Source organism: Anaerobiospirillum thomasii (assembly GCF_900445255.1).
In the GTDB taxonomy this organism is placed as follows: Bacteria; Pseudomonadota; Gammaproteobacteria; order Enterobacterales; family Succinivibrionaceae; genus Anaerobiospirillum_A; species Anaerobiospirillum_A thomasii.
On the sequence record NZ_UAPU01000007.1, the window covers coordinates 19214 to 32675 of the forward strand.

The following is a 13462-nucleotide window of genomic DNA, read 5'->3' on the forward strand; positions in this document are numbered from 1 at the left end:
CCTAAAAAGTAAAAAATTTACCCTGCCCTTTTATCGGCTCCGCATTGAGACAAGATTCTACGAAGTCGGACCATGCCTGCATCAGCTCACGGCGCTCATCTAATCTCTGTGATCGGTTATAGGCAAGCTCTGTGCTTGATGCTGTTAAATGAGCAAGACACATCTCAGATAAGTCATGATCATATCTCTGCTCTTGAAACCAAGTGCGCCCTATTGACCTGATGCCATGGGGTACAAGAATGTCTTTAAACCCTCTTGTCCTAAAGAATTTTTCAGCTAAGGCTGTGGTCAGTGGTTGCCCTGGCTTTGATGAAGGGAACAGCCACTCATTTATCTGCATGCCCTTACGTCTTTTAAGCAATGCATATAATTGATCGCTTACAGGAATGGCATGCTCCCTTTTCATTTTCATGAGTGCAGAGGGCAGGGTGATGACTCTGTTATCTAGGTCAATGTAGTCCCATTTTAAACTTATATACTCATTAGGTCTTAGCAGCGTGTAAAACCCTGTAAGAGTGATATCAAAAATTGAAGGGCTGTGGATCTGCTCCTGCTTAAACTTCTGTAGGATCTCTGCCAAATTGTCAGGGTGAACAGAAGGCATAGGCTTGGCTCTAGGTGGTGGCACAATCTTGTTAATGCCCTGAAACTTATAGCTGTCTGCATAGCCACTGTTTACGGCGTACACTTCTAACTGTTTCAGCCAAATAGCCAAACGCTTAGCGCTTTCAAGTTTCTGCGTGCCGTTTGCCGTGTACTTCTTTATTTCATTGCCTATCTGTACTGTAGTGAGAGAATGAAAGGGCAGGTGTCCAAACTTAGCCACTAATCCATTTAGACGCAGCTTAACGTTTTTAACATCTTTTATCTGCTTTGCCTTAAACTCAATCCATTCATCATACACGTCTTTAAATATTTTGACGCTGCCACTTTCTACCCCTTGAAGACTGTCAATGTACTCCTTGGCCAATTGTCTTGCAGTGGCAATAGACATTTCAGGATAGGAGCCTAGAGTCTTGGTGAAAATTTTATTGTTTATCTTTTTTCTGACAATAAAGCTTTTCGTTCCACTCCCTAAGACCCTCACATACAGCCCTTTACCGTCTGCAAGTGATCCACTCTTTAAATTCTTGATTTGAATAGCAGTAATCATTGTGTGTCGCCTCTGTGGTGATCATGAAATCGTGATCACTCGTTAAAATGATCACTTTTTACAAAAATCGGTGATCATAGGTTACCACACGCCTGCATAGCAAAAAAGTCAATTGACATAGGTTGCAATGGGCTGAAACGGCAAAACGTTGATTTTACAAGGTTTTTATTTATTGTTTTGAGTGGGATTGAATGGGTTTGATATAGGTTAAAAAGGCTTTGTGGCGGAAGGGAAGGGATTTGAACCCTTGAAACCCGATAAGAGTTTGCCGCATTTCGAGTGCGGTGCATTCAGCCTCTCTGCCACCCTTCCTTGCGTGTATAATTGTAAACCACTTTAATGCTTTTGACTACCAAAACATATTTTGGATCTGTGCCAAACCATATTCTTCCATTATTTTCCTGCGTTTTATGTGGCTAAAAGCTCACTGCACCTAAGATGCACACAAAAAAGTCAATATTATATTATTCACCACCACCATCAGGAAACATTGTAAAATAGCCAGACTTATGTCAAATAAAAGATAACTTTGCTTCTTAAGGAGTAAGGCGTGAAACTTAAAGCCTTTAAAGCAGCTCTGCCCCATACTCTGCCCATATGCGTAGCCTTTTTGTTTTTAGGTATGTCATATGGCTTTTTTATGAAAAGCGAGGGCTTTTCCTTTATCTACCCTATGCTCATGAGCCTGCTTATTTTTGCCGGATCCATGGAGTTTATCACTGTAGCCCTGCTGCTTGGTACTTTCAATCCGCTCTATGCCCTGCTTATGGCTCTTATGGTCAATGCCCGTCATCTTTTTTACGGCATATCCATGCTCGATAAATATAAAAATACAGGTTTAAAAAAATTCTATTTAATCTTTGGCATGTGTGATGAATCTTTTACCATCAACTGCACCACAAAGATTCCAGCTGATGTGGACAAAGGTTATTTTATGTTTTTTGTCACCCTGTTAAATCACATCTACTGGGTGGCAGGCGCTACACTAGGAGCTCTACTTGGCTACGTGGTCAGCTTTGATACCACAGGTATTGAATTTGTTATGACAGCCCTTTTTGTGGTGATTTTTCTAAATCAGTGGGACAGCGTTAAAAATCATACCCCGGCTCTTACAGGTTTAATCTGTACCTTTATCTGTCTTGTGCTCTTTGGCAGCGATCACTTTATCGTACCGGCCATGCTTGGCATTATCCTCATTTTCTCAATGCTAAGAAGAAAACTGGAGGTATTTTAAATGACAACAACGCAGGAGATTATAACTATAGCTGCAGTTATAGCCGGCACTATGCTCACCCGCTTTATTCCCTTTATGCTCTTTAGTGAAAAAAGAACAGCACCTGCCTATATCAGCTTTCTTGGCAAGGTACTGCCCTTTGCCATGATTGCGCTTTTAGTCATCTACTGCCTTAAGGACAGTATTTATAAAAGCCATCATGGTCTGCCCGATCTTATTGCCATTATTTTTATTGTGCTTATACACAAATGGAAGAAAAATACACTGCTAAGTATTGCCTCAGGCACTGTCTTTTATATGATACTTGTGCAGAATTTCTTTATATAAAGAGTATATAAAAGCCTGTTAGCTGTTAATCCTGACAGGCTTTTTTACAGTTTTTGCTTTTATCTTATATCTTAAAAATCAGAGCTAAAGGCATTGTCATAATTTACTATAAAATTAAGCTTATCTGACATAGAGTGCATCTGTAGTACTGACTGTCTGTCCTGCACACTAAGCTCATCAAAGATAATATAGACAAGGCGTGATGAGACATCATCTGCACTGTATTCATTGACACCCTTATCAGTATTGCCATCAGCACTGCCATCAGTGGCAGTCTCTACACTCTTATTTACCGCAGATGCAGGTTTTATAAGATCTGTAAAGATAGCCTCATGCTTTTTAAACACATCCTCATCAATACAGATCTTATCTGCCTTTTCAATGGCACTTTCATCATAATCAGCAAGCTTTAATATAACATTGGCAAAGCCTGCAGCCTTAAGCTTTTCGTACTGACTTAAAGATGAGGCCATAAGAGCTACATTCTTGTAAGATAACAGATCCTCAAGCATAGAGATCTCAGCCTTGTCATCAAGTGCAAAAATAACCCTGGTATCCTTGTTATAGAGCTTGTGCATATACTCTTTATCGCCTATGAAGTCATCATCATAGTCCTTAAGTGCTCTTACAAAGATCTTACCGTCATGGGTTATGGTATCAACATGCAATGTTTCATAACCCTTGGAGATAAGACTGTTGGCCTTAAACAGTGAGTTGGCACTGCGTATGGCTATTCTTTTTACAAGAGGATCAAGTGCTGTAATATTGGCTATATATTCAGGATCGTTGGCTACCTTTGTATCCTTGATAATAGTTATATCCTGCTCATTGCCCATGTCAAAGGACATATTGGCAGCAGAGAGCTTATAATTTACAGCAGAGCTTTTAATTTGCATCAGATCGAGCATAAAATCATAAAGAGTGTCATTGGTGACAATCTTATTCTTATTACGCTCCATGGCATAAAAGCTTGATGGATATTCCTTTACAAAACTATCTGAGACATTGACTATAAAAGGAATACGGCTCATGGCATAGGAAAACTGAGCCACATTGTGACGTCCTACATGGGCATTGTTCTGTACAGCCTTGCCCACGGCGTCATAATGTATGGCCTCGGCATGATCTGAATAGTAAATAAAGGCTCTGTAATCCTCACGTGTGGCAAAAAGATCATAAAGCTCATTTAAAAACTCATCATTGTATTTTACAGCTGTAACATAATTGTCATAGGCTGTGGCTTTATCTAAAGCCATGTTTACAACATTGGCATCAAGAGACAGACTGCCAAGCTGTGAGGCATCATTGATTTTAATTACAGGATAGTTCTCAGGAAAACGATTATAGTATGGCGAGTGATTGCCCATAATATGCACAATAACAAAGTTGTTCTGGCTGCTGTCAAGTGAGTCAAAGACCTTCTTTAACTGCGGAAGTAAAACCTTGTCAGGCTTTTGTGAATAGGAGCCGTCAAAGACATAGTTGGTGGTAAAAAATGAATTGTCAGCAAGGCTTGAGATGGCGCCTACAGGTGTATCTGCATTGCCGTTTTTGACCTGATTTGAAATCCAGTGTGTCACCATGCCGCTCTTTTTGGCCATGGAAATTAAATTCTCGCCCTCAGGAAAGATAAGGCCTGTTACAAAATTACCCTGTGAGAATGAGGCTGTAATAGATGGCACTGTATTTACAAAGCTTGAATAGGCATTGTTAAATACCACTGTATTATCTAAACTGCCAAGCCTTGATAAAAAAGGAGTATTATCTATAGATCTGTTATAAAGCCCCATATTGTCACGACAGAGTGACTCGCCAATGACCAGAACATAAAGCTCGCCCTTTTTGCTTTTATAGGCATTTGATACAGAGGCACTTTCTAGCTTCTGCGTCAGAGCATGAAAAGTGTCAATCTTGCTTTGCAGATCTGAGACCATTAGTCTGTAATATTTAAAAGGTCTTAGCTGTGTGGTGATAATGACACTGGCTATAATAAATATAAAGGCAAAAAACACTGCTGTATTTTTATAGACAATCTTTTTGCCCGCAGCTCTAAAATACAGAAATACAAGTGTTAAAAGAGTTGCTGCTAGACTCAATGCTCCATAGAGCAGAGTATTTTCATTTATAAGATAATGCTCGGCAAAGTCATAAAGCTCCTCAACATTTGACTGAGCAATAGCTACTATGTCATCGCCTGTAAAAAATGAATCTATGCTGGTGTAATAGACATAGGATACAGCTGTTGATACAGAAAAAACAGATAGTATCAGCGTCCAGATAAGAGCGCTTTTATGCCATCTGGCTCTTATGAGCAGATAGACAGCGCTCCAGCCTAATATGCCTATGATAAAAGGTCTTATAAAATCAGTAGGCAGATGCCTGCCAGTTATCTTTAAAGAAAAATAACCTAAAGCCAGAGCATTGATAATTATCAGTAATGTAGATAAAGAGCTTTTAAAAAAAGACATGCAATACTCCAAGAGGATAAAATTTTATTATTTTTATAAAAAATATTCAGTCTTTAATAAAAATCATCCTTTATCTCATCACCCATTTCACCCAGCTCATCTACAAAATCAGATGCAGCCTCCTTGGAGCCTGAATAGACATTTTTAGCGCCTCTGACCACACCCTTGCCAAAATTTTTTGCATCAGATCCTGCCTGAGAGGCTGCATGCGAAAAGTCACTTTTAAGCTCTGAGCGCTTTGATGCAGAGCATCCTGCGCACAAAGCTGCACTAATACATAAAACAAGACATATTTTATTCATATTGCACCAGGCGTCCTTTATATCTTTAGTACCAGGATAAGAACGCTCTCTCCTTTAAAAATCTGAATATACCACTCATGCTGCCTGTTCTTTTAATCACTATATAATCAAAAAAGAAGGCAGCACTTTTAATTTGTGATTTTAAGAGTATGTATAAAATTCAGCGTACTGATGCTCCAAATACTTAAAGCCTGTTACATACTCTGTATAAGATTAATCTATCTGTACGCTCTTTTGAGCCTTAACCACATCATCAATCTGCTTTAGCTGTGTTAAAAAGACTTCAAGGCAGTCAAGAGGCAGAGCTGATGGACCATCGCACAGCGCCTTGTCAGGATTTTTATGGGTCTCAAGGAAAATGCCTGCAATAGATACAGCCACACCGGCCTTGGCCAGCTCAAGAGCCTGTGAGCGTCTGCCGCCTGAGGCCTTGGCATTGGCATCACGGCACTGCAGTGAGTGGGTTACATCAAAAATTATAGGGCAGTCATCTGCAACCTTTTTCATAACGCCAAAGCCTAACATATCAACTACAAGGTTGTCATAGCCAAACTGTGAGCCTCTCTCGCATAAAAGAACATTCTCATTGCCTGACTCTTTGAATTTTTCAACTATATTGGCAACCTGGGCTGGGGCCATAAACTGCGGCTTTTTAACATTGATAACCTTGCCGGTAGCTCCCATGGCAAAGACCAGATCGGTCTGACGGGCTAAAAAGGCTGGCAGCTGCAGAATATCCACATGCTCTGCCACAATGGCAGCCTGATATGGCTCATGCACATCGGTAATTACAGGCACATTGTAGGTCTTTTTAATATGATCAAAAATCTCCATGCCCTTTTCAAGACCCACACCGCGGTATGAGTGCAGTGATGAACGATTGGCCTTGTCAAAACTGGCCTTGAAGATATAAGGCATATTAAGAGACTGTGTAACCTCTAAAAACTTTTCACATACCTCACAGGCCATATCTAGTGACTCAAGAACATTAAGTCCACCAATGACTGCAAGTGTATTATGATTGGACAGACTAATAGAGCCTACCTTTACAGTTTTTCCCATAGCATCACTCCTTAAAATACTGTGCATAACTTACTCTGACAATGCCTGACAGATCCTTTTTAGATCCGGTATTGACAAAGCCATGTTCTAAAAAAAGCTCCTTTATGGACTCGGCCTGATCATAGCCATGCTCAAGCATGAGATAGCCGCCATTGTTTAAATGCAAAGGTGCTTTGTGAATAATTTCTCTTATATCATCAAGCCCGTCAGAGCCTGAGGTTAAGGCGCTGCGCGGCTCAAAGCGCACACCGTCTCCATCTAAATTCTCATCTCCTTCTTTTATATATGGAGGATTGGAGACTATAAAATCAAAGCGCTCATTGTCAAAGGCATCAAACCATGAGCTTTGAGTAAATGTCACATCAAGATGGTTGAGCAGAGCATTTCTCTTTGACAGCTCAATGGCCTTTTTAATGCGATCACAGCCTGTAGCTTCAATAGCTGGTCGTTCTTTTTTTAAAGCAAGAATAATAGCGCCACTGCCGCAGCCAAGATCTAAAACCCTGCCGTGAATATCAAGTTCAAGGGCAGCCTCAATCAGAGTTTCTGTATCAGGACGCGGGATTAAAGTTGAGCTGTCTACCTTTAGTGTCAAGGTCCAGAAATCCTTATAACCTGTTATATAGGCATAAGGATAGCCTGCAGCTCTTTTTTTGATGAGATCTTTATAGTGTGAGCACAAAGTATCGTCTACTTCCTCGTGCCCATCTAGAAACAATGCCACCTCCTTTTTGCCTGTTACATGCAGCAAGAGGAGATCGGCATCTAATTTAAATGAGGGTAGCTTACTTTCCTTTAAATACTCACGCCCCCATGCACGCAGTGCATCAAAGCGCATTAAAGTCCGCCCTGACGAGCCATTTCTGCCAGCTGCTCGGCCTGATACTCTTCAATTACAGGTTTTAACAGAAGATCAAGATTGCCTTCCATAACCTCTGAGAGGCGGTATAAAGTCAGATTGATGCGATGATCGGTAACACGTGACTGCGGAAAGTTGTAGGTTCTGATTCTATCTGATCTGTCACCTGAACTTAAAATGCTGTTACGGACCTCATCCTGCTCGGCGCGGCGTTTGTCCTCTTCAAGCTTGGCAAGACGTGAGACTAAAACAGCCATGGCCTTTTCTCGGTTGCGATGCTGTGATCTTTCATCCTGACACTCAACTACAATACCTGTAGGATTGTGGGTAATACGGATGGCAGAATCGGTTTTATTAATATGCTGACCACCGGCACCTGAGGCTCTGAAAGTATCAATACGCAGATCGGCCGGATTGATTTCAGGGGCCTTTGAAGGTGGAATCTCAGGCAGAACCATTACAGTACAGGCTGAGGTGTGGACACGACCCTGAGCTTCAGTCTCTGGTACACGCTGTACACGGTGACCGCCTGATTCAAATTTCATAAAGCCATAGGCACCATCGCCTGACATCTTGGCAATAATTTCCTTGACGCCGCCGACTTCACCCTCGCTTTTAGATACAATTTCAAGCTGCCAGCCTTTTGATTCAACATATTTGCTGTAAGCTCTGAACAGTTCGCCTGCAAACAGAGCAGCCTCGTCACCGCCGGTGCCGGCTCTGATTTCCAAAAAGCAGTTGCAGTCATCTTTTTCATCATGCGGCAGCAGTAAAATCTGCAGCTCCTGCTCAAGCTGAGCCTCTCTTTGTCTGGTAGGCTCAAGCTCTTCTGCGGCCATCTCTTTCATGTCCTCATCGTCGCCATCTAGCATCATCTGCATCTCGGCTACGTCATCTGAGGCTCTTTTGTAATCTCTGTAGGTGTCAACTAAAACCTGTAGGCGTGAATATTCCTTGTTTAACTCACGAAATTTATCCTGATCGGCTATGATTTCAGGCTGGCTGATTAACTGTTCAACCTCCTGATGACGCTCGACAAGAGCATCGAGCTTACGAAGAATACTGTCTTGCATATTTCTTATAACTTTTTTGACTTAAAATTTAACTTACCTAAAAAGCCATATTGTAACAAATCAGAGCATATTTAGAAAATCTTTATTAGGTTGTGTGCGCAGTGCCGCATTCAAAGCCAGCACAAAATCATACATAACAGGATCAGCAGGACACGGTCTTTGTGTCAGATCGCATATATTGTGCATAATAGCCTTTTGTCTGCTGTTTAATTTAAGATTTGATCTTTTGTCATACCACAGATAGGCCTGCAGCGGTATAAGAGCAATAAACAGGACACAGCAGATAGCCACGGCATAATTGTTCTTGAGCGTAAAAAGAAAATCAACGCCTTTGAGTCCTCCGCCCATGACAAAGGTCCAGACTATGATAAAAACTATAAAAGGCGGCCAGAGTTTGGCCCCAAGAGCCAGGGTGCGTCTGACCCTAAGCTCTGGAAAAATGGCTACAAGCACCCTCTCCTCAGGCCAGAGGGCCATATACTCACGCCCTCTTGCTATTCTTTTAAAAAATCCTGCCATAGAAATTAAATACACCACAAGAAAATATATAAGCTTTACTGCAAAGACAGTTATTATAAATTATGTGCACACAAATGTAAGATTTAATAAAATAAGGACAGTACAGGCCACCAGTCTGTATCCTTTTATACCCTGCCTCCCATTTAATATGTCCCTGCCGCCACTGATGCGCACTGTGAGCAAAGAGCAAAAAAGGCCTAAGAGTCATATGAAGCTGATTTTATAGTATGACCTTATTCACACATTTAAAATAAGTTCTTATTTAACAGATATTTAGTTATTAAATTTACTTAATAAAGTAAGTTTAAATAAATACTAGCACTTTTATGTATAACGTATTGTTTTTAATGGTATTTTTATATATTTATCGCTTTATTTTTATAAACATTAAAGCCATTTGCATAAGATAGGAGTATATTTTTTACATTGTGTAAATTATTAATTAATTGGAGTTAATTGTGGCCAATTCAGTAATGCTAGTTCCTGTTGGTGCTTCAACAGGTATCTTCCCTGCAAGTTTAGGTCTTGTCAAAGCTTTAGAGAATAAAGGTTTAAAAGCTCAGCTTTTCCGTCCAGTTGAGAGCTGCAAGAATGTTTGTGAAAAAGGCTATGCTCTTAGCAAGCGTATTGCCAGAAAGATGATTGCAGATAATCTAAAAACTGAGCTTTTAGAGCTTGTTGTTGAAAACTACAAAAAACTCCTTGCAGCTACTGATGCCAGTGTAGTTGTGGTTGAGGGTGTTCAGATTGAGGGTATTGCCCAGCATGAGCTCAACGCTGCCATCTGCCATGCTCTTGATGCAAGAATCATTACTGTAACCATGGGCACCTGCGGCAAGGCTGCCAACAATGTCAAAATGGCCTTAAAATACTTCGGTCAGGCCGGCCTCAAGCGCCACCTTGGCACTGTTGTATTAAATGACAATGCTCCAAAGGATGCCTCAGGTACCAAGATTTTAACCTTAGCAGGCTGCGGCTGTGACAATGCCTGTTCAGCTACCAAGACCTGCTCATGTTTAGCAGATAGCCGCCCACTTGAGAACATTCTGTGCTCAATTCCATACACCAAGGAAAACTATGGTCTGCGCGCCTGCGATCTTAACGCACAGCTTGATGGCTCAACTCTTGAGGGTGATGGCTCAGTTCGCGTCTACAAATTAGTCTTCAATGCCATGGACGCTGCAGCTCACCACGTACTTGTAACCGACAGATGCGAAGAGACCAATGCCGGTGTTGTAGTACTGACCTCAGGTACACAAAATACCTATAAGGGCAAGACTGTTATTTCAACCAAGGCCTCTTTATGGCAGGTAGTCAAGGCTTTAGGCTCTATTGCCCCTGAGATTAATGCCGATGATAAGGAGCGCATTGACTTTGCTGCCGCCTTTGGTGCCAAGTACTATACAGATGAGATTTTAGATACTGTTGTAAAGGATGATGCTGATCGCATTCCTCTCATGTCACCTGCAGCCTTCCGCTACAAGTTAACCGAGCTGGCCCGTGCCGCCCACAAGAGAATTGCTCTGCCTGAGGGTGATGAGCCACGTACAGTATGTGCAGCCTCCAAGGTTGCCAAGATGGGTATTGCCACCCCAGTACTCTTTGGCAAGAAGGAAACTATCTTAAATGTAGCCAAAGAACAGGGCGTAACCTTAGATGACGGCGTTGAGTTTATCGATCCTGATGAGGTACGCGCCAACTATGTAGATCGTCTTGTTGAGCTGCGCAAATCAAAGGGCATGACACCAGAGCAGGCTTTAGAGATGCTGCAGGATAATGTAGCCCTGGCCACCATGCTGCTTGAGCGCAATGAGGTTGACGGTCTGGTGTCAGGTGCTGTACACACTACTGCCAATACCATTCGTCCACCACTGCAGATTATCAAGACTGCACCTAATGCCTCACTGGTATCATCAGTATTCTTTATGCTGATGCCAGAGCAGGTCTATGTCTTTGGTGACTGTGCCATCAATCCAAATCCAAAACCAGAGGAAATTGCCGAGATTGCCATTCAGTCTGCAGATACTGCCAAGACCTTTGGTATTGACCCACGCGTAGCCATGGTAACCTACTCAACCGGTACCTCAGGCAAAGGTCCTGATATTGATACTGTAGTTGAGGCTACACGTATTGCCAAGGAGAAGAGACCTGATCTGAACATCGACGGTCCTCTGCAGTACGATGCTGCTGTTATGGAAGATGTAGCAGCTCAGAAGGCTCCAAAATCAACTGTTGCAGGTAAAGCAACTGTCTTTATCTTCCCATCTTTAGAGGTTGGCAACGTTGTATACAAGGCTGTTCAGAGATCTGCTGATCTTGTATCTATCGGCCCTATGCTACAGGGTATGAGAAAGCCTGTAAATGATCTCTCACGTGGTGCTTTAGTAGATGATATTATCTACACTATTGCCATCACAGCCATTCAGGCCACACAGCAGTAATTTAAAGAATTACCAACTCAAAGCCACATCATTGCGATGTGGCTTTTTCATTTGGCGCAGGATAAAAGTGCGCATGTACACAAATGCCCTGCTGTATAACAACAGGGCACCTAGTTTTAATCTTTTTATTTAAGATTAACTATGATGCCACAATTAGATCCTAAATCCCCAAATTAATTATAGGGTAACATAATGGGGTAGCGTTATAATACCATAAAACTAGCATAAACAAGCGATTTTGAGACTTATATGCTAGTTTTTTTATGCACTTTATGATACCCTATAAATATATTTAATGGAGTATCATATATGCTGTACACTGATGTTTCTATATCTTTACCTAATGACTCTAGATATGAGCTTCATAGGCAAAAAAAAGGCCAGACCTATGTAAAGTATCGCATTAAGAGCTATCGCGTTGATGGTAAGCTTAAGCATGATAGACTTTTAATTGGCAAGATAAGCAATGAAGATATTGAGGGAATTAAAACTTTTCATCCAAATGAGAACTACTACTCTTTTTTTAAAATCCCACTTCCTAAAATCTCAACTGTAAAAGGTCCTGGACGGCCTTGTAAAGATATATCTACAGCGCCGGCACGTAAAGCAAACATTACGTCTTTTGGATATACCTTGGCCTGCCATTCTATTGCAAAAGAGTATTCTCTTGATGTGATGCTTAGGAACGCATTTGGAGAGTCCATGGCTAACAAGATCCTTGCTGTAGCATCCTTCTTTGCAGCTGGTGCTCCTGGTGGGCTTTCAAACATTGATCACTTTACAGATAAACACATGTGCTTTACTGACAGCGTGATATCCTCTCAGGCTTTAAGTCAGCTTTATCGTAGTATTAGCCTTGTTGAGTGCAATGATTTCTTTCAAGACTGGATCAAGTACTGTTGTGCCGATGACTGCTGTCAGTGCTCTATTAATCTGTCATTAATTTAGCTCATATCTTTGTCGAGTTTTCTGCCTATCTTTTATTGATTCCTCTTGCTCTTCTTTAAAGTCACCACATTCTGCTCACTTTTTGTCAAAACCCAGTCTGGGCCTATTTTTTGTTAAAAATTTGGAAATAGAGGTTACCTTACGTTGAAAAATGCAGAAAAAGGTACAGATGCTTTGCTATGATTTAGGAAAAGACAGTTTTAGAAATGCCACGGGACACTACCCTTTAGATTAGAGCCCTAAAAATAGTGTCCCGCCCAAAAACGCACAAGGCGTCTTCATGGCAATAATTGTAGCAGAAGAAGATACTCTTGTTAAAGAGGTATACAGAAAATCAAATAAAACCGGGAAGCGTGAGCTAGTACCAGTGCTTACGCTAAAGCCGGGCGTTGTGGTCAAATGCCGGTATTGCGGTCAGCCTATGATACGTTATGGTATAACCGGTTATAAAAAGCATATTGAAGACATTCGCCACGGAACTCCTACAAAGATCTTTCACCTGCAGATTCTAACCTGTCCCAATAAAGAAAAATGCCGTGACATAACATCAGGCAAAGATCCTCAAGGTAACAGCAATAAAGCAACCCATGTTCTGCTGCCTGATTATGCCTGCCCAGGTTTAAGAGTACAGTCAGACACAGCAGAAGATCTTGCCAAGGCCAATAAAGAGATACAGCATTTAAAGGGACAGTTTAATCACACTAACCTGTCATGGCCCAGAATAGAGCTATATATCTCTCAGAGTAAGCTTTTACACAAGCTCAAAGAAGAGTACGTTAATTTTAGATATTTTGTCATAAAAGCTCTTGGTCCCTTAGGAAAACACCTATCAATGCCCGTTGAAACGGTGCTATCTCATGCTCAAAATGTTTTTGAAACTTATAGTTTAAATTTTAACAGGGCACCTGTTAAAACCAGAGGCAAAGCTTTTGATATACAAGGAAAAAACAAATTTAGAATTTTTGGTGTCTACTGTTGCTCGCAGTTTGTCAACGACCCACCCATACACCTAAAACATAATTGGGTGATCTCCTGCAATAACATGATAATCAAAGAGCCAGATGACAGCTCTTAGT

At 41.3% G+C, this 13462-nt stretch carries 12 protein-coding genes and 1 tRNA gene; 5 read left to right on the plus strand and 8 right to left on the minus strand.

What is annotated here, in order from left to right; genetic code table 11:
• Position 1: 1 nt before the first annotated feature.
• Entirely contained in the window at positions 2-1153 is a 1152-nt protein-coding gene (locus tag DRZ93_RS07220) for a tyrosine-type recombinase/integrase (RefSeq protein WP_113746213.1), read from the minus strand.
• A 221-nt stretch (positions 1154-1374) separates the two neighbouring features.
• Positions 1375-1465 (minus strand) — tRNA-Ser (locus tag DRZ93_RS07225).
• Between the two features lie 238 nt (positions 1466-1703).
• On the opposite strand from DRZ93_RS07225, the gene DRZ93_RS07230 reads away from it, so the two are divergent.
• Positions 1704-2387: an AzlC family ABC transporter permease gene (locus DRZ93_RS07230; RefSeq protein ID WP_113746214.1), complete on the plus strand. Its 684-nt coding sequence runs from the start codon at positions 1704-1706 to the stop codon at positions 2385-2387.
• Positions 2388-2714 carry a branched-chain amino acid transporter permease gene (locus DRZ93_RS07235; RefSeq protein WP_113744160.1) on the plus strand — a complete coding sequence of 109 codons (327 nt, stop codon included), beginning with the start codon at positions 2388-2390 and terminating at the stop codon, positions 2712-2714.
• Positions 2715-2785: 71 nt separating this feature from the next.
• On the opposite strand, the gene DRZ93_RS07240 is transcribed toward DRZ93_RS07235, so the two are convergent.
• The 6 genes from DRZ93_RS07240 to DRZ93_RS07265 form a co-directional block, all read right to left on the minus strand.
• Positions 2786-5182, minus strand: a complete 2397-nt coding sequence (locus DRZ93_RS07240; RefSeq protein ID WP_113746215.1) for a phosphoethanolamine transferase — start codon at positions 5180-5182, stop codon at positions 2786-2788.
• A 53-nt stretch (positions 5183-5235) separates the two neighbouring features.
• Positions 5236-5484: a hypothetical protein gene (locus DRZ93_RS07245; protein ID WP_113744156.1), complete on the minus strand. Its 249-nt coding sequence runs from the start codon at positions 5482-5484 to the stop codon at positions 5236-5238.
• A gap of 213 nt (positions 5485-5697) precedes the next feature.
• Entirely contained in the window at positions 5698-6546 is an 849-nt protein-coding gene (kdsA, locus tag DRZ93_RS07250; protein ID WP_113746216.1) for a 3-deoxy-8-phosphooctulonate synthase, read from the minus strand.
• Positions 6547-6550: 4 nt separating this feature from the next.
• Positions 6551-7384 (minus strand): peptide chain release factor N(5)-glutamine methyltransferase, encoded by an 834-nt coding sequence (prmC, locus tag DRZ93_RS07255; RefSeq protein WP_113746217.1) that lies wholly within the window; start codon positions 7382-7384, stop codon positions 6551-6553.
• A complete protein-coding gene (gene prfA / locus DRZ93_RS07260) occupies positions 7384-8478 on the minus strand; it encodes a peptide chain release factor 1 (RefSeq protein WP_113746218.1) in 1095 nt (364 codons plus the stop codon). Before prfA ends, prmC begins: the two co-directional genes overlap by 1 nt.
• Positions 8479-8538: 60 nt before the next feature.
• Positions 8539-8997, minus strand: coding sequence for a DUF412 family protein (locus tag DRZ93_RS07265; RefSeq protein ID WP_113746219.1), 459 nt, complete (start codon positions 8995-8997; stop codon positions 8539-8541).
• Between the two features lie 458 nt (positions 8998-9455).
• On the opposite strand from DRZ93_RS07265, the gene pta reads away from it, so the two are divergent.
• The 3 genes from pta to DRZ93_RS07280 all read left to right on the plus strand — a co-directional run bounded on the left by pta (position 9456) and on the right by DRZ93_RS07280 (position 13461).
• Positions 9456-11438: a phosphate acetyltransferase gene (pta, locus tag DRZ93_RS07270; RefSeq protein WP_113746220.1), complete on the plus strand. Its 1983-nt coding sequence runs from the start codon at positions 9456-9458 to the stop codon at positions 11436-11438.
• Positions 11439-11747: 309 nt separating this feature from the next.
• A complete protein-coding gene (locus DRZ93_RS07275; RefSeq protein ID WP_113746221.1) occupies positions 11748-12386 on the plus strand; it encodes a hypothetical protein in 639 nt (212 codons plus the stop codon).
• Between the two features lie 280 nt (positions 12387-12666).
• On the plus strand, positions 12667-13461 hold the full coding sequence (locus DRZ93_RS07280; RefSeq protein WP_113742927.1) for a hypothetical protein: 795 nt from the start codon (positions 12667-12669) through the stop codon (positions 13459-13461).
• Position 13462 lies beyond the last annotated feature (1 nt).